General features: G+C 65.6%; 19 protein-coding genes. 11 read left to right on the plus strand and 8 right to left on the minus strand.

The window, feature by feature from the left end:
- The first annotated feature begins 25 nt into the window (after window positions 1-25).
- Both ACP69Z_RS09305 and ACP69Z_RS09310 read left to right on the plus strand, forming a co-directional pair.
- Window positions 26-1,438 carry an amino acid permease gene (locus ACP69Z_RS09305; RefSeq protein WP_426267220.1) on the plus strand — a complete coding sequence of 471 codons (1,413 nt, stop codon included), beginning with the start codon at window positions 26-28 and terminating at the stop codon, window positions 1,436-1,438.
- Window positions 1,435-1,722 carry a hypothetical protein gene (locus tag ACP69Z_RS09310; protein ID WP_426267221.1) on the plus strand — a complete coding sequence of 96 codons (288 nt, stop codon included), beginning with the start codon at window positions 1,435-1,437 and terminating at the stop codon, window positions 1,720-1,722. The genes ACP69Z_RS09305 and ACP69Z_RS09310 overlap by 4 nt, the downstream gene beginning before the upstream one ends.
- A gap of 304 nt (window positions 1,723-2,026) precedes the next feature.
- Here the strand turns inward: ACP69Z_RS09310 and ACP69Z_RS09315 are convergent, their stop codons facing one another.
- The 3 genes from ACP69Z_RS09315 to ACP69Z_RS09325 form a co-directional block, all read right to left on the minus strand.
- The gene (locus ACP69Z_RS09315; RefSeq protein ID WP_426267222.1) at window positions 2,027-2,977 is read right to left on the minus strand and encodes a PilZ domain-containing protein; all 951 of its coding nucleotides are present in this window, start codon (window positions 2,975-2,977) and stop codon (window positions 2,027-2,029) included.
- A 106-nt stretch (window positions 2,978-3,083) separates the two neighbouring features.
- Window positions 3,084-4,502, minus strand: a complete 1,419-nt coding sequence (gene glnA, locus ACP69Z_RS09320; RefSeq protein WP_426267223.1) for a type I glutamate--ammonia ligase — start codon at window positions 4,500-4,502, stop codon at window positions 3,084-3,086.
- A gap of 100 nt (window positions 4,503-4,602) precedes the next feature.
- On the minus strand, window positions 4,603-5,085 hold the full coding sequence (locus ACP69Z_RS09325) for a VTT domain-containing protein (protein ID WP_426267224.1): 483 nt from the start codon (window positions 5,083-5,085) through the stop codon (window positions 4,603-4,605).
- A 109-nt stretch (window positions 5,086-5,194) separates the two neighbouring features.
- Here ACP69Z_RS09325 and ACP69Z_RS09330 point away from each other — a divergent pair, with 109 nt between their 5' ends.
- Window positions 5,195-5,629 (plus strand): nuclear transport factor 2 family protein, encoded by a 435-nt coding sequence (locus ACP69Z_RS09330; RefSeq protein WP_426267225.1) that lies wholly within the window; start codon window positions 5,195-5,197, stop codon window positions 5,627-5,629.
- Here the strand turns inward: ACP69Z_RS09330 and ACP69Z_RS09335 are convergent.
- Together ACP69Z_RS09335 and ACP69Z_RS09340 are read right to left on the minus strand one after the other, a co-directional pair.
- Window positions 5,626-5,841, minus strand: coding sequence for a helix-turn-helix domain-containing protein (locus tag ACP69Z_RS09335; protein ID WP_426267226.1), 216 nt, complete (start codon window positions 5,839-5,841; stop codon window positions 5,626-5,628). The genes ACP69Z_RS09330 and ACP69Z_RS09335 overlap by 4 nt on opposite strands.
- Window positions 5,842-5,856: 15 nt before the next feature.
- Complete coding sequence (locus tag ACP69Z_RS09340) at window positions 5,857-6,195, minus strand: P-II family nitrogen regulator (protein WP_426267227.1); 339 nt, start codon at window positions 6,193-6,195, stop codon at window positions 5,857-5,859.
- 75 nt (window positions 6,196-6,270) lie between these two features.
- On the opposite strand from ACP69Z_RS09340, the gene ACP69Z_RS09345 reads away from it, so the two are divergent.
- Complete coding sequence (locus tag ACP69Z_RS09345; protein WP_426268078.1) at window positions 6,271-7,020, plus strand: NTP transferase domain-containing protein; 750 nt, start codon at window positions 6,271-6,273, stop codon at window positions 7,018-7,020.
- A 7-nt stretch (window positions 7,021-7,027) separates the two neighbouring features.
- Here ACP69Z_RS09345 and map read toward each other — a convergent pair whose 3' ends face one another.
- Window positions 7,028-7,855, minus strand: a complete 828-nt coding sequence (gene map / locus ACP69Z_RS09350) for a type I methionyl aminopeptidase (protein WP_426267228.1) — start codon at window positions 7,853-7,855, stop codon at window positions 7,028-7,030.
- Window positions 7,856-7,901: 46 nt separating this feature from the next.
- On the opposite strand from map, the gene ACP69Z_RS09355 reads away from it, so the two are divergent.
- Both ACP69Z_RS09355 and ACP69Z_RS09360 read left to right on the plus strand, forming a co-directional pair.
- On the plus strand, window positions 7,902-9,356 hold the full coding sequence (locus tag ACP69Z_RS09355; RefSeq protein WP_426267229.1) for a S41 family peptidase: 1,455 nt from the start codon (window positions 7,902-7,904) through the stop codon (window positions 9,354-9,356).
- A 38-nt stretch (window positions 9,357-9,394) separates the two neighbouring features.
- Window positions 9,395-10,153: a competence/damage-inducible protein A gene (locus ACP69Z_RS09360; protein WP_426267230.1), complete on the plus strand. Its 759-nt coding sequence runs from the start codon at window positions 9,395-9,397 to the stop codon at window positions 10,151-10,153.
- Here ACP69Z_RS09360 and ACP69Z_RS09365 read toward each other — a convergent pair.
- Together ACP69Z_RS09365 and ACP69Z_RS09370 are read right to left on the minus strand one after the other, a co-directional pair.
- Window positions 10,126-10,380 carry a hypothetical protein gene (locus ACP69Z_RS09365; RefSeq protein WP_426267231.1) on the minus strand — a complete coding sequence of 85 codons (255 nt, stop codon included), beginning with the start codon at window positions 10,378-10,380 and terminating at the stop codon, window positions 10,126-10,128. The two genes, ACP69Z_RS09360 and ACP69Z_RS09365, sit on opposite strands and share 28 nt — an antisense overlap.
- 38 nt (window positions 10,381-10,418) lie before the next feature.
- Window positions 10,419-10,784, minus strand: a complete 366-nt coding sequence (locus tag ACP69Z_RS09370) for a DUF4440 domain-containing protein (protein WP_426267232.1) — start codon at window positions 10,782-10,784, stop codon at window positions 10,419-10,421.
- Between the two features lie 90 nt (window positions 10,785-10,874).
- On the opposite strand from ACP69Z_RS09370, the gene ACP69Z_RS09375 reads away from it, so the two are divergent.
- Genes ACP69Z_RS09375 through ACP69Z_RS09395 form a run of 5 tightly spaced genes read left to right on the plus strand, consistent with a single transcriptional unit; the run spans window position 10,875 to window position 16,645 of the window.
- Entirely contained in the window at window positions 10,875-11,315 is a 441-nt protein-coding gene (locus ACP69Z_RS09375) for a MarR family winged helix-turn-helix transcriptional regulator (RefSeq protein WP_426267233.1), read from the plus strand.
- Complete coding sequence (locus ACP69Z_RS09380; RefSeq protein ID WP_426267234.1) at window positions 11,312-12,385, plus strand: HlyD family secretion protein; 1,074 nt, start codon at window positions 11,312-11,314, stop codon at window positions 12,383-12,385. The genes ACP69Z_RS09375 and ACP69Z_RS09380 overlap by 4 nt, the downstream gene beginning before the upstream one ends.
- Window positions 12,386-12,415: 30 nt before the next feature.
- Complete coding sequence (locus tag ACP69Z_RS09385) at window positions 12,416-13,951, plus strand: DHA2 family efflux MFS transporter permease subunit (protein ID WP_426267235.1); 1,536 nt, start codon at window positions 12,416-12,418, stop codon at window positions 13,949-13,951.
- 18 nt (window positions 13,952-13,969) lie between these two features.
- Entirely contained in the window at window positions 13,970-14,728 is a 759-nt protein-coding gene (locus ACP69Z_RS09390; RefSeq protein WP_426267236.1) for an alpha/beta fold hydrolase, read from the plus strand.
- Window positions 14,729-14,779: 51 nt separating this feature from the next.
- The gene (locus ACP69Z_RS09395; RefSeq protein ID WP_426267237.1) at window positions 14,780-16,645 is read left to right on the plus strand and encodes a M2 family metallopeptidase; all 1,866 of its coding nucleotides are present in this window, start codon (window positions 14,780-14,782) and stop codon (window positions 16,643-16,645) included.

A 16,645-nucleotide genomic window follows, 5' to 3' on the forward strand; every position in this document is an offset into this window, starting at 1 on the left:
CGGGGTTCGGCTTCCTTCGCGCCCTATGAACCATTGGACCTATCGCAAGACCGTCGTCGCGCATGACGACATGCCCGAGCACCACCGCCTGGCGCGCACCCTGTCGTGGCCGCATCTGGTGGCGCTCGGCGTCGGTGCAATCGTCGGCACCGGCATCCTGACCCTGATCGGGGTCGGGGCGGGGAAGGCAGGTCCCGCGGTGATCCTGAGCTTCGCCATTGCCGGCCTGATCTGCGCCTGCGCGGCGCTGGCTTATGCCGAGGTCGCAACGATGATCCCGGCGTCGGGATCGGCCTACACCTACAGTTATGTGGTGTTCGGCGAGCTGATCGCCTGGATCATCGGATGGAGCCTGATTCTCGAGTACAGCCTAGTGGTGAGTGCGGTGGCGGTCGGCTGGTCGGGCTATGTGACTGGCTTCCTGGCAAGCCTAGGCTGGGCGCTACCCGTCACCTGGACCGCGGGACCGCATGCCGGAGGCGTGCTGAACGTGCCGGCGGTGGTAATCATCGGCCTGGTCGCGGCCATGCTGATGGCGGGAACGCGGGAAAGCGCCACGCTGAACGCGATCCTGGTGCTGGTGAAGCTGGCCGCGCTGGCGTTGTTCATCTTCGTTGCCCTGCCGCACTTCCAGGCGAGCAACTTCGAGCCGTTCATGCCGTACGGCTTCCCGCGTTCCGGCCCGAGCGGGAGCGAAGTCGGGGTGATGGCCGCCGCGGCGATCATCTTTTTCGCCTTCTACGGCTTCGACGCGATCGCAACGGCGGCCGAGGAAGCCAAGAACCCCGGACGCGACCTGTCGATCGGGATCGTCGGATCGATGGTGGTGTGCGTGGCAATCTACGTGGCGGTGGCCGCCGCCGCGATCGGCGCGCTGGCGTTCACCCGCTTTGCCGACAGCCCCGAGCCGCTGGCGCTGATCCTGCGTGAGATCGGATCGGGCTGGGCCGCGCAGCTGCTGGGCGCCAGTGCGGTGATCGCGCTGCCGACGGTGATCCTCGCCTTCTTCTACGGGCAAAGCCGCATCTTCTTCACCATGGCCCGCGACGGCCTGCTGCCGCAGGGACTCGCCCGGGTGTCGAGCCGGGGCAGTCCGGTGCGGATCACCCTGTTCACCGCCGCGGTGGTGGCGGTGATTGCCGGCCTGTTCCCGCTCGACGAGATTGCCGCGCTGGCCAATGCCGGCACGCTGGCGGCATTCGTCGCGGTGTGTGCGGCCATGCTGGTGCTTCGCCGCCGTGATCCGGGTGCCGAGCGCAAGTTCCGGGCGCCTGCGGCGACCATTATCGGGCCGCTTGGCATCCTTGGCTGCTTGTACCTGTTCTGGAGCCTGCCGGCGCAGACCCGCTGGTATTTCCTGCTGTGGAACCTGATCGGCCTCGCCGTCTATGCCTTGTGGGCGCAGCGGCAGGCGGCGCGGACGCGGGCAGCGGTGTGAGCCTGCTGATCGCCTTGACCATAGCGAGCGCCGCACCGGTGCTGGCGTGGGAAGGGGGGGCAGTGGTTCACGATGGAGCACGCACCATCGCAATCGGCGTTCGCTCGCGGATGGAAGCAGACCGGATCGTCAGCGAGACGTGGCCGATCGTCGAGGGCGAGACCAAAGGCTTGCGGCGACTGGTCATACCGACATCGGGAGCGGCAACGCTCGAACGCGGCGGCACGGTGGTGGACATGCCGCCTGCCTTTGCAGTCGAAGAACGCGCACAATTCGCTTTCTAGCGGCAGCTGCAGGAGGCGGCACGCAGCTGTGCGAAGGAGCCGCCCGGGATAGCCATGTCGGACGCCGTTGTGGTCGATTCCACCTCGTTTCGATGTCGCGGCAATCAGCTGCGGACCGCTGCCAACTGGGTTGCAGCGGAGGGGTCGCCAGTGCGGCCGGAGTTCAGGATCGTCGGCCTGTGGCGCTCAGGGGAAGCCGTCTTTCCGCGGCGGCTGGAGATCAGGCGTGACGGCCGGCCGTTCTTTGATCTCGACGTGACTCGCTTCACTAGCCGTCAGGCGCCCTAGCGGCCGATCGGGCCTGTCACAAACCAAGTCTGTGATGAAGCTCCCCGAGGTCGCTGCGACCCCACTGTTTGGCCCACGGTCCGCTCCCGGAGCTGCTTTCCCGCAGATAGTCGGGCTTGACCCAACGAGGGCCGGCAACGCTTGGCTTGGCGGAGGCAAGGACCTGCAGGTCGAACGGTGCGTGGAACTTCAGGCCTGCAGTGTCGCCTTGCGCCCAGTTGACCGTTGCAAAGAAAGAGCCGGCCGTATCGAGGTCAAGAAGAAGCTCGGCGCCAATCTCTAACGGTTGCTCGCACTGGATTAGCACGCCGCCTTGCGAGATGTTGCGCAGCCGCACCGGCGAGCTGTCGTGAGCGTAGTGAATGAGCCCCGACCAGATCAGCGGGTGGCGAAGAGGGCGTTCAGCTTCGTTGCGCTGCTCGGCTGGGTCGGCTTCGGCCGCGTCACCCGCTGGCGCTGCGGCGCTGGCTTGCTCCTGCCGGCGAGCTTCCGCTTTTGCGACAACATCGGGGAAGGAGCGGCTGATCACCTCGCGGAGCATCCGTGCGGTTTCCTCGGCGCTGGCATCGATCCGCGTTTCATGGGCGAATTCGAGGCCGAGGCGCTCACCCCGAACCCAGCGCACCGCCGCTTCGACCTGGCCGCACTCGCCGAGCTGGAGAAGAACACGGTCCCAGAGCTTCAGGCCCGCGGCGCCCTCGATCATGGCGCCGCCACCGGACAGGTTGATGAGAGTGGCCGTCTGGCGCGTCTCGTTGTGGAGAACGTCCACGGTTTCGTGAGGGAGGCGGTGCCGATCGCCGCCCCGGTGATTGGCCTTGCGCAGGGCGTCGCGCTTCACAGTGATGCCTGAAAAGCGCTCGTCTTCATCAGTGGTGGCAGGAGCGGAGGAACCGCGTTTCTTGGTGCGCAGCAACGGTTCTTCCGCGCCACGGCGAGCCAGTGCCCAGTCGCCAATCTCCTTCATGCCGGCCCGCCAATCCCTGTCCAGAGTAAGGGGGCAAGGACTAGGAGCCATTGATTACGGATGATTTAAGCGGGGCTCCGGCGCGACCACCGGAGCCCCAGGATCGTCAGCTCGAATAATACATGTCGAATTCGACCGGACTGGGGGTGGTCTCCCAGCGCATCACTTCTTCCCACTTGATGTCGATGTAGGCGTCGATCTGGTCGGCCGTGAAGACATCGCCCTTGAGGAGGAAGTCCTTGTCCGCGGCGAGGCTGGTCAGCGCCTCGCGCAGCGAACCGCAGACGGTTGGCACGTTGACCAGCTCGGCCGGCGGCAGGTCGTAGAGGTTCTTGTCCATCGCCTCACCCGGGTGGATGCGGTTCTGGACGCCGTCGAGGCCGGCCATCAGGATCGCTGCATAGGCGAGATACGGATTGGCCATCGCATCGGGGAAGCGGAACTCGACGCGCTTGCTCTTTTCGCCCGTGCCGTAGGGAATTCGGCAGGAGGCCGAGCGGTTGCGGCTCGAATAGGCCAGCAGCACCGGCGCTTCGAAGCCCGGCACCAGCCGCTTGTAGCTGTTGGTGGTCGGGTTGGTGAAGGCGTTCAGCGCGCGGGCGTGCTTAATGACGCCGCCGATGAAGTAGAGCGCGGTGTCGGAAAGGCCGGCATAGCCGTTGCCCGCGAAGAGGGGCTTGCCGCTGCTCCACAGCGAGAAGTGGGTGTGCATGCCCGAGCCATTATCCTTGGCGATCGGCTTGGGCATGAAGGTCGCGGTCTTGCCATAGGCGTGGGCGACCTGGTGCACGACGTACTTGTAGACCTGCATCCGGTCGGCGGTCTGGACAAGGGTGCCGAAGGTCAGGCCAAGCTCGTGCTGGGCGGCGGCGACCTCGTGGTGGTGCTTGTCGCAGGGCAGGCCCATCTCGAGCATGGTCGAGACCATCTCGCCGCGGATGTCGACGGCGCTGTCGACCGGTGCGACGGGGAAATAGCCGCCCTTGGCGCGCGGACGGTGCGCCATGTTGCCGCCTTCGTAGGTGCGGCCGGTGTTGGTCGGCAGCTCGATATCGTCGAGGTGGTAGTAGCTGCCGTTGTAATCGTCGCCGAAGCGGACGTCATCGAACATGAAGAATTCGGCTTCCGGCCCGACGTAGACGGTGTCGGCGAGGTTGGTTTCCTTGAGATAGGCCTCGGCGCGGGTCGCGGTGGAGCGGGGATCGCGGGCGTAGAGTTCGCCGGTGGCGGGCTCGACCACGTTGCAGCAGACAATCAGCATCGGGGTCGCGCTGAACGGGTCGATGTAGGTGGCGCCCAGATCCGGCATCAGGATCATGTCGCTCTCGTTGATCGCCTTCCAGCCCGCGATCGACGAGCCGTCGAACATGAAGCCGTCTTCCAGCATGTCCTCGTCGATGGCGCCAGCGGCCATGGTGAGGTGCTGCCACTTGCCTTTGGGATCGGTGAAGCGAAGATCGACCCACTCGATCTCCTCTTCCTCAAGGCGTTTCATGATGGAGTGAGCGGTCACCTTGTCGGCCATGGGAGAATCGTCCTTGCTTGTCTTGATCGTGCGCGGACACCGATTCCAGCGGGCGCGGCCAAGGCCAAGTGCAGGGTGAATTCTTCGCGGGAACTCGCGCTCAGCCGAGCAGAAGGCCGGGACCTGCTGCGGCAAGCACCACGCTCGGCAACAGACCGGCGAGGGTGGCAAGGGCAAAGGGCGTGCGGTTCATCGAGGTAAGAGCGGCGCCCGCGGTGATCAGGGGCCCGGGAGCGCCAGCAACGCGAAGCGCGACGACAGCGTAGGGCCCAAAGCGCGTGAGTCGCGCTTCCAAGGGTTCGAGCCGGTGACCGAATCGTCGGCGCAATCGCTCGGCACCGAATCGGCGCGTCAGCGCAAACAGGAACAGGCTGCCGGTCACGGCGCCGGTGGTGACCGTCAGCACTGCGAGCCAAGGCCCCAGCAGCAGCCCGCCGGTCAGGCTCATCGGGATCAGCACACCGGGGATCGAGCAGGCAGTCAGCGTGGTGACGAGAAGATAAAGGAGGAGGGCACCGCCGATCGTGCCGCCGATCGCCGGCAGCAGGGGGGCAAGTTCGAGGTGAAGAGTGGCGAGGTCCATCTTCCACTGCCAATGAACAAGGGGCAGAGGCGTTCCCCGCGAGAGCGCGGCGGGAGGCTCTTGCCGTCTCGCCGTTGCCTCCGCGCAACGCGGCGTTATGAGCCGATTCATGGCAAGCGAGGGTAACATGCGCATCGAGGCGCTTGAGCATCAGCTGATGCGGGCGTGGCTCGAGGGTGACCGCAAGATGATGAAGAAGCTGCTGTCGAGCCGCTTCAGGCTGGTGGTCGGGGGCAAGGCGCCGGTGCTGCTCGATCGCAAGAGCCTGGTCGAAGCGGCCGGGACGGGGTGGCGGCTGCATGGCTACCGCTTCGGAAACAGCGTTTATTCGCGCAAGATCGTCCAGTCGGCGCTGTTCGCGGTTGAGGTCGAACTCAAGATCGAGATCGACGGCGTGGATCTGTCGGGCAGCTGGTGGATGGCGGATTATTGGCGGCGGTCAGGTATTGCGCAGCGTTGGCAGCTGACCGACCGGCAGCTGGCGCGGCTGGACGACGGCACCCGCTTCCCCGATGCGGTGCGCGCGCTTCAGCTCTGGCGTTAGAATGAGCGGCGCTGAGCCGCGACCAGCATCCTGAGCAGCATGGCAACGGGCCGCGGCACGCCGACCTTGCCTTCGAGCCATAACGATACGGCCGAACGGCTGACCCCGATCGCATTCGCCAAATCGTTTTGCGTCCGATAGCCAAGCGCGCGCATGTGGCTGCGCAGCTCTTCGGGCGCCATGGAAGCGAGGCGGGGATCGTTGGTGCTCACGTGCTGCGTAACGGCTTAGATCGCGTCCGGGCCTTCGTCACCGGTGCGAATGCGGATCGCTTGTTCGATAGGGGAGACGAAGATCTTGCCGTCGCCGATGCGGCCGGTGCGCGCAGCGCTTGCGATGGCCTCCACCGTGTTGGTGACCAAGCTGTCTTCGACCACCACTTCGATCTTCACCTTGGGTAGAAAGTCGATCACATATTCGGCGCCGCGGTACAGTTCGGTGTGGCCTTTCTGGCGTCCGAAACCCTTGACCTCGGTCACCGTCATGCCGCTGACCCCGACGTCGTGAAGCGCGTCCTTCACGTCGTCCAGCTTGAACGGCTTGATGATCGCTTCGACCTTCTTCACGTCAACTTCTCCCACGCCCTGCCGAAATCACCTTAGACATCGTCTTGGCTTTGCCGCAATTCCCCGGCAACGGCGCTGGCCATGCGTCAGGCAATCATCCTGTCGGCGGGGCAAGGATCCCGCCTCGGCCATCTCACTTCCGACCGGCCCAAGTGCCTGATCGAGTTCGGCGGGCGCAGCCTGCTCGACCGCCAGCTCGACGTGGCTGCAGCCTGCAGCGTGAGCCAGGTGGTGGTGGTGACCGGCTTTCGCGATCACGCGATCGAAGAAGCGCTGGAGCGGCGCCGCGCTGCCGGTGAGGGACCGGCGGTCCGGACCGTGTTCAATCCGTTCTATAAGGTCGCGGACAACACCGGCTCGCTGTTCATGGCGCGCGAGGCGCTGCAAGGCGACACCCTGGTGTGGAACGGCGACACGATGGTCAGCCCGGCGCTGATGAAGAAAGTGGTCGCCAATAGCGGGCAGAGCGGCATCTGCGTCACCATCGACCGCAAGCCCGAGGCTTATGACGCCGACGACATGAAGGTGGTCGAGGATGGCGGCCGGCTTCGGGCGATCGGCAAGAGGCTGACCGACGAGGATGGGGTGAACGCCGAATCGATCGGCCTGCTCGCCTTCCGCGGTGACGGTGCCGAGCGCTTCCGGGCCGCGATCGAGGAAGCGATGCGGTCGCCCGAAGGCACGCAGATCTGGTATCTGCGCGTCATCCACCATCTCGCTCAGGAGAGCGAGGTGTGGACGCTCGACATTGCCGGCGAACAATGGGGCGAAGTCGATTTCCCCGAAGACGTCGAGCGCGCCGAGGCGATGGTCGCCGGCTGGTAGCCGCCGCTTAGTAAGGCGGCTGGTGCAGGCCCTTGGGGCTCGTCGTAAAGATCTCGCAGCCGTCTTCGGTAATACCGATCGAATGCTCGAATTGAGCTGACAGCGACCTGTCGCGGGTCACTGCCGTCCAGCCGTCGTCCAGCATCTTGCAGTCCGCGCGGCCGATGTTGATCATCGGTTCGACCGTGAAGAACATGCCCGGCTTGAGCTCGGGCCCGGTGCCCGCGCGGCCGGCGTGAACCACTTCGGGGCTGTCGTGGAACAGCCGGCCAAGCCCGTGGCCGCAGAAATCGCGCACAACAGAATAGCGGTTCTTCTCAGCATGGCGCTGGATTGCCGCGCTGATGTCGCCGAGGCGGTTGCCGGGCTTGGCCTGTTCGAGCCCGAGCATCAGGCATTCGTAGGTGATGTCCACCAGCCGGCGTGCTTTCACCCCAACGTCGCCGACGAGGTACATACGGCTGCTGTCACCGTGCCATCCGTCGAGAATTGGGGTGACGTCGATGTTGACGATATCGCCGTCCTTCAAGGGCTTGTCGCTCGGGATGCCGTGGCAGACCACATGATTGATCGAGATGCAGCTGCTGTGGGTATAACCGCGATAGCCGAGGGTAGCCGGGACCGCTCCAGCCTCGCGCATCAGGCGGTATATGGTGGCGTCTAGCTCGGCGGTGGTGATGCCGGGTGCGACCAGGGGCGCCAACGCGTCGAGGATCTCGGCTGCCAAGCGGCCGGCGGCGCGCATGCCGGCGAATCCGGCCTCGTCATGGAGCTTGATCACGCCGCTGCGCGCTTCGCTGCGGTCCTCCGCGGCTACGGTGATGTATTGCGTCATTTCTGCTATCTAGGGGTTCGGGCGCGAAAAGTCGAAGGAGCGTGGGGTGAGGCGCAGGACTTTTCTCCAGGGCGGGGGCGTGGCGCTGCTTGGGGTCGGACTGTCGGCGCGAAGCTGGGCGGCCGATGCGCTGAGCCGTCAGGATCTTGCCGGCGACGTCGCCATCCTGCGCGAAGCGATGAAGCTGCATCCGGGGCTTTATCGCTACCAGTCGCCGCAGATGTTCGAAGGGCGGGTGCAGCGCTTCGCAGCGGAGTTCGGGCAGGCGCCTGACCTCGCAGGCCGCTATCTTGCGCTGGCCAAGCTGACAGCAGCAATCCGCTGCGGGCACAGTTACGGCAACTTCTTCAATCAGAAGAAGGCCGTCGCGGCGGAGTTGTTTGACCGTCCGACGCGGCTGCCGTTCCATTTCGTGTGGGTCGACCGGGCGATGGTTGTCACCGGCGATGCGTCGGGAACCCTAACGCGGGGCACCCGGGTGATCGCACTGAACGGCGAGGAGCCTGCCGTGCTTCGCGATCGTCTGGTCGGGCTGGTCCGCAGCGACGGGCACAATGATGCCAAGCGTATTTCGCTGCTGGAGGTCCGGGCCGACGATCGCATCGAGACCTTTGACGTGTTCCAGGGCTTGCTCGCGCCGCCTTCGAAGGGCGAGCATCGGCTAAGCTTGGTTGAGCCCGGTGGCCGGCGCCGAGAGCTGTCCCTGCCGGCAATCGGCCTCAAGGCGCGGCAAGCAAGCATGAACGCGCCCGAAGACAAGGCGGACGCGCCGCTGTGGCAGTGGGCGATGCGGCCGGATGGGATTGCGGTGCTGACGATGCCCGGCTGGGCGATCTGGGACAGCAAGTGGGATTGGAAGGGCTGGCTGAGCGAGCGCCTCGACAGCCTGAGCAGTGCCAAGGGGCTGATCGTCGACCTCCGCGATAATGAAGGCGGGGCCGATTGCGGCGATCCCATCCTGGCGCGGCCGATCGACCGCACCTGGACTCCGCCAACCCTGCAGCAGCGCCTGCGCTTTCGCCGCACACCGGCCTCGCTCGACCCCTATCTCGACACCTGGGATCAGAGCTTCCGGACACTGGGGGAAAAGGCGACACCCTTGCCTGGCGGCTTCTTCCTTCGTCCGGGCGGAGAGGATGCACTGACGATCGCCCCCGCCGGCAAGCGGCTGCCGGTACCAATCGCGGTGCTGATCAGTCCGGTCAACAGCTCCGCCACCTTCCAATTCGCTCAGAACCTGCGGGCGATCGGCGGGGGCAAGCTCTACGGGCGGCCGACCGGCGGCAACCTGCGGGGCATCAATGGCGGCTGCTTCTTCTTCGTGCGGCTGCCGGCGAGCGGGCTGGAGTTCGACCTCCCGCTGGTCGGTTATTATCCGGAAAGGCGGCAGCCCGATGCTGGTCTTCAACCCGACGTGTTCGTCGCGCCGACCATCGCGGATATCGCGGCAGGGCGCGATCCGGTGCTGGAGCGGGCAGCGGGAGACCTCGTCCGAGGGTGAGGTTGCCGGACCGCGGGGAGGAGCCTAGCTGAACCCACATGGCAAGCGCAAAGACCTGGACCGCCGCCCTCCTCGTCATCGGGGACGAGATCCTGTCGGGCCGGACCCAGGACAAGAATGTCGCGCAGCTGGCGACCTGGCTGAACGTCCAGGGGATCCGCCTCGCCGAAGTGCGGGTGGTGCCGGACGTGGTGGAGAAGATCGCCGCTGCCGCCAACGCGCTGCGAGCGGAAAACGATTATCTCTTCACGACCGGCGGGATCGGCCCGACCCATGACGACATCACGGTGGATGCCATTGCCGCAGCCCTTGGCGTGGAGGTGGTGGTGCATCCTGACGCCCGCGCGATCCTCGAGCGTTATTACGAAACGCGCGGCGGGGTGACGGACGCGCGGCTGCGAATGGCCCGGGTGCCCGATGGCGCGGAGCTGATCGTCAACAAGGTGTCGGGAGCCCCCGGCATTCGCCACGGCAACATCTTCATCCTCGCGGGCGTGCCGCATATCGCCGCGGGAATGCTCGACGCCCTGACCGGCACGCTGGAGGGCGGGCGGCCGGTGGTCAGCGTGACCTTGGGCGGCATGGTGCCGGAGAGCGAGGTTGCGGACCTGCTGCGCGAGACCGAGCGGGCGCATGAGGGGATCGCGATCGGGTCTTATCCATTCTTCCGTGATGGCCGCGTCGGCGCGAATTTCGTGGTGCGCTCGGAAAGCCGGGAAGATGCGCAGGCGGTCGCCGACCTTCTTCAGGCGAGCATGGAGAGCGCCGGTTATTCGGTGGTGATGGGCGGGGTGTGAGCGGCCCACCAATCGGCATAAGGCGTGTTCTTGGCGAGGTGGCGGTTCCAGTCGGGATCGCCATCGTCCCACCACACCGGCCCGCGCTCGCCCAAGGCTCGCTTCGCCGCATCGACCCGCGCCCGGTCGCGCTTGCGGCGGGCGTCCATCAGCTCGATCACCAGCTCCTGCCGGCGATCAGGGGCGAGCGCGGGATTGCTTGTTCGCCACAGACGGCCACGTACCACGAAGTAGCGGCCGTCCGGCGTGACGGGATAATCTTTCCTCAGGCGTCGACCACCGCCTTGGGCGGCACGACCTGGCTGTGGTGGACCACGGTCCAGTCCTCATGCCCACGGCGCATCATGGTCGAGCTGGCATAGCAGCGATAGGTTTCCTTGCCGCGCTTCGCTTCGACCTGGTAGCCGATCACGATCAGCCCTTCGTGAGGTCGATTGACCTTGGTGTCGGAGAAATTGACCTCGTCCCACCGCGGCGTCTTCTTGACCGCTTCCTTGGCCTGGTCGCGGGTGAAGATGAAGGGTTCGGCCGGGAGGCTCATCACGACATTCTCGTCGACCAACGTCTCGTACACGTCGCCGCCGCCGTGCCACAGCTTCTCTTCTATTTCCCAGATGCGCTCGTCTTCCATCTAATCGTCTCCTCTTGTCCCACCGAACGGGCGGGAACGAGGGAGGTTCAACGGCGTTGATTTAATAAGCAGCCTTACTATATATCGTGTATGGAGCAACTGGCCTGGGACATTGGCGAGACCGCGCACGCGCTTCGTCGCGCATTCGATAGGCGGGCGGCGGAGCTCGGCATCACGCGTGCGCAATGGCGGGTGCTTGCACACCTGGATCTTCAGCCGGGGCTGCGGCAGGTGGACCTCGCCGAGCGGATGGATATCGAGCCCATCACCTTGTGTCGGATCGTCGACAAGCTGGAGGAAGCCAACCTCGTCGAGCGGCGACGCGATCCGGGTGACCGGCGCGCTTGGCAGCTCTACCTTTGCGAGGACACTGCGCCGCTGATCGCGAAACTTCACGCGCTTGCCGACAGTTTTTCCGCCGAGATTTTCGGCACTCTTGCTCCGGCAGACGTTGAGCAGACCCGCGCACTGCTCGCCACCATCAGACACAATATCACCGGCCTGACGCCGGTTACGAAGGCATCGGCATGAACCAGGAAACCAAGATCACCGGCACCCCGCTGGAGGACGAGCAGGTCGTCACCGGCGCCGAAGCGGCCGAGGACACGCCGGCCAAGGCCCCAGCCAAGCGCAAGCGGCTGCTGCTGTTTCTGATCGTGCCCCTGCTGCTGCTTGCAGGCGGGGCGTGGATGTGGTGGTCGGGGCAAGGCAAGGTCGAGACCGACAATGCCCAGGTCAAGCAGGACATCACCTCGGTCGGAGCGCAGATCAGCGGTCCGATCTCGGAGGTGCTCGTCAAGGAGGGGCAGCAGGTCCGCGCCGGGCAGGTCCTGTTCCGGATCGATCCCGAGCCGTATCGCGTGGCGCTCCTGTCTGCCGAAGCGCAGCTGGCGCAAGCGCGGCTGGCGAAGAGCCAGGTGGTGACCGCCGCCGCCGGTACCGGCGCTGACATTGCCGGCGCTCAGGCACAGCTCACCATCAACGAACGCGCGCTGGCCCGCCAGGCCGAATTGCTGCGTCAAGGCTTCACCACCCGCGTCCGCTATGACGAGGCGCTGGCCGACGTCACCGCGTCGCGCACGGCTCTGGCCGACGCCCGCTCTCGTGCCGCCAACGCCGGTGCCGCCATTGCGCCAGGCGGCGAGCAGCCGGGCGAGGCGGCAGCCCGTGCGGCCATCGCGAAGGCTCGCCTTGACCTGTCGCGCACCGAAGTGCGTGCGCCGACCTCGGGCGTCGTCGCCAATACCGATCGGCTGTTGCCGGGTCAGCAGGCGGCGCCGGGCATCGGACTCTTGTCGCTAGTCGGCTCGGGCGACAGCTGGGTCGAGGCCAATTTCAAGGAGAAGGATCTTGCGCGCATGGCGCCGGGCCAGCGCGCTCGGATCGAGATCGACGCCTATCCCGGCCTCGAGATCGTCGGCCGCGTGTCGAGCATCGGCGCCGGTACGGGCAGCGAATTCGCCATCCTTCCGGCGCAGAACGCCAACGGCAACTGGGTCAAGGTGACGCAGCGCGTGCCCGTTCGCATCCGCTTTGACGGCAAGCCCGCCAAGCCGATGATCGCCGGTCTCAGCGCCACGGTCACGGTGGATGTGGAGTAAGCCCCGCCCCCTCGCCAGGGTGCCCAGGTCATGAACGCCGCGTCGCAACCGCTCAACCGCACGCAGCACCTGCTTCTCACCATTGCGGTGATGCTGGCGGTGCTGATGCAGGTGCTCGACACCACCATCGCCAACGTCGCGCTGCCGCACATGCAGGCGAGCCTCGGCGCCACGCAGGAAAGCGTGAACTGGGTGCTGACGAGCTATATCGTCGCCAGCGCCATCGCGATCCCCATCGCCGGCTGGTTGTCCGAGCGGATCGGGCGGCGGCGGCTGATGATCATGGCGGTGATCGGCTTTACCGCCGCATCGATGCTGTGCGCCATCGCCACCTCGCTGCCCGAGATGGTCGCGTTCCGCATCGTCCAGGGCATCACCGGCGCCTTTCTCGTGCCGCTGGCGCAGGCGACGATGTTCGACATCAACCCGCCCGAAAAGCACGCGCAGGCGATGGCCCTGTTCGGCGGCGGGATCATGATCGGGCCGATCATGGGTCCGGTGCTGGGCGGTTGGCTGACCGACAGCTTCGACTGGCGCTGGGTGTTCATCGTCAACCTTCCGGTCGGCGTGCTGGCGGCCGTGATGCTGTGGCGGACCATGCCGGAAAGCGAGACCAGCCGGAGGCGCTTCGACCTTGCCGGTTTCGCGCTGCTGGCGCTGGCGCTCGGCTCTTTGCAGATGTTCCTCGACCGCGGTGAGAGCCAGGACTGGTTCGAAAGTTGGGAGATCATCATCGAGCTTGGCCTCGCGATCGCCTTCATGTGGATGTTCGCCGTCCATACGCTCACCGCCAAGGCGCCAATCTTCGAACGCGGCATGTTCGCCGACCGCAATTTCGCGACCGGCCTGCTGTTTATGGCGGTCACCGGCGTGCTGCTGCTCGCCGGCCTCGCGCTGCTGCCGCCGCTGTTGCAGCATGTCTATGGCTATAGCGTGCTTCAGTCCGGGATCCTGACCGCGCCGCGCGGTGTGGGGACGTTGATTTCTATGCTTGTTGCGGGCCGTCTCGTCGGCAAGCTCGACAGCCGCTTGCTGGTGGTGGCGGGGATCAGCCTTATGGCGACCAGCCTGTGGATGATGACCGGCTTTGCGCTTGATCAGCCGGCGGGTCCGGTGATCTGGTCGGGCGTGATCCAGGGGCTCGGTATCGGTCTCATCTTCGTGGTCATGCAGAGCCTCGCCTTTGCGACGCTGAAGCCGATGCTGCGGACGTCGGCCGCCTCGCTGCTCAATCTTGCTCGCAACATCGGCGGGTCGATCGGCATCGCGGTGGTCGGCTCGCAGCTGGTGCGGATGACCCAGGTCGCCCATGCCGATATCGCAAGCAACGTCACGGCCTCGACCATCCCGACCGACCCCGGCCTGCTGGAGCGGATCGGGCAGCAAGGCGACATCGCGCTAGCGGTGATCAACGCCGAGGTGACACGGCAGGCGGTGTTCATCGCCTATCTCGACGACTTCTGGCTGATGATGTGGATCACGCTGGCCGCGCTTCCGCTGGTGCTTCTGCTCCGCAAGGCGAGCGCTTCGCAGGACGGTCCGGCGGCCCATGCCATGGCTGACTAGTTCGGCTAGGGTAGGGGCATGACGGATATTGCTACCCACCGCTGGGCCGCCTCGGACGGAGTCGAGCTTGCCTTTCACGAAACAGGTGCCGGCCGCGCCGTTATCCTGCTTCATGGGCTGTTCTCGGACGCGAACATGAACTGGATCAAGTTCGGCCATGCTGAGCGGATTGCGGCGCAGGGCTTGCGGGTGATCATGCCTGACCTGCGGGCGCACGGGAGCAGCGGGAGGCCGCACGGAGCGGAGCATTATCCCCGCGGCGTGCTTGCCCGCGACCTTCGCGAGCTGGTCGCGCATCTCGATCTCGCGGATTTCGACCTCGGCGGATTTTCGCTCGGCGCACGGACGACGGTTGAGGCGGTTGGCGAAGGATTGAAGCCGAGCAAGGCGATCCTCGGCGGCGCCGGCCTTGAAGGGCTGCGCAATTGGCAGCGGCGAAAGACCTTCTTTCTTGAAGCAATTGCGGGCTTCGACACCCTGCCGCGGGGCGATCCGCACTGGCTCTCGATCCAATTCATGAAGAGCCAGAAGATCGACCGCACCGCCGCTGCCCTTCTGCTGGAATCGTTCGAGGACGCCTTTGAGGGCTGGCTCAGTGCCTTCACCATGCCGATCCTGGTCGTGTGCGGGAGCGAGGATGACGACAATGGTTCGGCCGAAGAGCTTGCCGTAGCCATCCCTTCGGCGGTCTTCGTCGAGGTGCCGGGAACGCACATGTCCAGCGTTACCAAGCCGGAATTCGGGCAAGCCATTGCGGACTTCTTGACGGAGGGGTGAGGCGGGCCCAGGGATTTGGCGCAATCTTCCCCAGTTGAAGGCGTCAGATCCATGAAATTGGCCGCTTCGGTTTCCCTCTTCGCCCTTGCCCTCGCCGGCTGCGCCGCGACACCTGCGGAGCCGGTCCAGACCGCGTCCGCAGCAGTGGCGGCGGACGCCGCTCCGACGACCGCCCGCACACCGGAAGGGGCGCGCCAGTTCATCGCGTCGGTCGAGAAAGACCTGCTCGATCTGTCCAACATATCGTCGCGCGCACAGTGGGTAAACGCGACCTACATCACGGACGACACCGACGCGCTGGCCGCCTATTTCGGCACCATCGGCACCGAAAAGGGCGTCGCCTACGCCAAGGAAGCCGCCGAATTCTCAAAGGTGCAGGGGCTCGATCCCGAGACCGCACGCAAGCTCAACATCCTGCGCGGCGCGTTGGTGCTGGCGGCACCGTCGACCGAGGGGGCGGCGGCCGAACTGAATACCATCTCGACCCGCCTGTCTTCGACCTATGGCAAGGGCCGCGCAACGCTCGACGGCAAGACCATCACCGGCGACGTCGCCGAGGAAGCGATGGGCGAGCTGCGCAATCCCGCCAAGACCGCCGAAGTGTGGACCAGCTGGCACAACAATGTCGGCCGCCCGATGCGGCAGGACTATACCCGCATGGTCGAGATCGCGAACCAGGGCGCCAAGGAGCTCGGATATGCCGACAGCGGCGCGATGTGGCGGTCGGGCTATGACATGAGCCCCGAGGAATTCTCGGCCATGTACGACCGGCTGTGGAGCGAGCTGACGCCGCTCTACAACCAGCTCCATTGCTACACCCGCGACCGGCTGAACGCGAAGTATGGCGACCGCGTGCAGCCCAAGACCGGCCCGATCCGCGCCGACCTCCTGGGCAACATGTGGGCGCAGGAATGGGGCAACATCTATGACGTGGTCGCGCCCAAAGGAGCGGGCGATGTCGGCTATGACGTCACCGAGCTGCTCAAGGCCAAGAAGAAGACCCCGACCGACATGGTGAAGATCGGCGAGGGCTTCTACACCTCGCTCGGCCTCGCGCCGTTGCCGGAGACCTTCTGGCAGCGCAGCCAGATCGTCCGACCGGAAGGCCGCGAAGTGATCTGCCACGCGTCGGCCTGGGACCTCGACAACAAGGACGACCTGCGCATCAAGATGTGCACCAAGGTCAACGGCGACGATTTCGTTACCATCCACCACGAGCTTGGCCACAACTACTACCAACGCGCCTACAACAAGCAGCCGTTCCTCTACCTCAATGGCGCCAATGACGGCTTCCACGAGGCGATCGGCGATTTCATCGCGCTGTCGGTCACGCCGGAATATCTGGTGCAGATCGGCCTGCTCGACCGTTCCAAGGTGCCGGACGCCAGCAAGGACACCGGCCTGCTGCTGCGCCAGGCGATGGACAAGGTAGCGTTCCTGCCATTCGGCCTGCTGGTCGATAAATGGCGCTGGGGCGTGTTCGACGGCTCGATCGGACCGCAGCAGTATGAGGCGGGATGGAACCAGCTTCGCCTGCAATATCAGGGCATCACGCCGCCGACCCAGCGGAGCGAGGGCGACTTCGATCCGGGCGCCAAGTACCACATCCCGGCCAGCACGCCCTACGCGCGATACTTCCTGGCGCGCATCCTCCAGTTCCAGTTCTACAAGGCGGCGTGCGACATGTCCGGCTGGAAGGGCCCGCTTCACCGCTGCTCTTTCTACGGCAACAAGCAGGTCGGCCAGCGGCTGAATGCCATGCTGGAGATGGGCGCGAGCAAGCCGTGGCCGGATGCGCTGGAAGCCTTCACCGGCAGCCGCGAGATGAGCGGCAAGCCGATGCTGGAATATTTTGCGCCGCTGCAGAAGTGGCTGGAAGAGCAGAACAAGGGCAAAACCTGCGGCTGGCAGGCCTGA

Source organism: Sphingomonas sp. LHG3443-2, from assembly GCF_049896405.1.
In the GTDB taxonomy this organism is placed as follows: Bacteria; Pseudomonadota; Alphaproteobacteria; order Sphingomonadales; family Sphingomonadaceae; genus Sphingomicrobium.

Coding starts and splice junctions, on each gene's coding strand:
- ACP69Z_RS09380 (WP_426267234.1), top strand. CDS start 11,312: ATGAACCAGGAAACCAAGATCACCGGCACCCCGCTGGAGGACGAGCAG.
- map (WP_426267228.1), bottom strand. CDS start 7,855: ATGACGCAATACATCACCGTAGCCGCGGAGGACCGCAGCGAAGCGCGC.
- ACP69Z_RS09315 (WP_426267222.1), bottom strand. CDS start 2,977: ATGAAGGAGATTGGCGACTGGGCACTGGCTCGCCGTGGCGCGGAAGAA.
- ACP69Z_RS09390 (WP_426267236.1), top strand. CDS start 13,970: ATGACGGATATTGCTACCCACCGCTGGGCCGCCTCGGACGGAGTCGAG.
- ACP69Z_RS09325 (WP_426267224.1), bottom strand. CDS start 5,085: ATGGACCTCGCCACTCTTCACCTCGAACTTGCCCCCCTGCTGCCGGCG.
- ACP69Z_RS09330 (WP_426267225.1), top strand. CDS start 5,195: ATGGCAAGCGAGGGTAACATGCGCATCGAGGCGCTTGAGCATCAGCTG.
- ACP69Z_RS09395 (WP_426267237.1), top strand. CDS start 14,780: ATGAAATTGGCCGCTTCGGTTTCCCTCTTCGCCCTTGCCCTCGCCGGC.
- glnA (WP_426267223.1), bottom strand. CDS start 4,502: ATGGCCGACAAGGTGACCGCTCACTCCATCATGAAACGCCTTGAGGAA.
- ACP69Z_RS09375 (WP_426267233.1), top strand. CDS start 10,875: ATGGAGCAACTGGCCTGGGACATTGGCGAGACCGCGCACGCGCTTCGT.
- ACP69Z_RS09360 (WP_426267230.1), top strand. CDS start 9,395: ATGGCAAGCGCAAAGACCTGGACCGCCGCCCTCCTCGTCATCGGGGAC.
- ACP69Z_RS09385 (WP_426267235.1), top strand. CDS start 12,416: ATGAACGCCGCGTCGCAACCGCTCAACCGCACGCAGCACCTGCTTCTC.
- ACP69Z_RS09370 (WP_426267232.1), bottom strand. CDS start 10,784: ATGGAAGACGAGCGCATCTGGGAAATAGAAGAGAAGCTGTGGCACGGC.
- ACP69Z_RS09305 (WP_426267220.1), top strand. CDS start 26: ATGAACCATTGGACCTATCGCAAGACCGTCGTCGCGCATGACGACATG.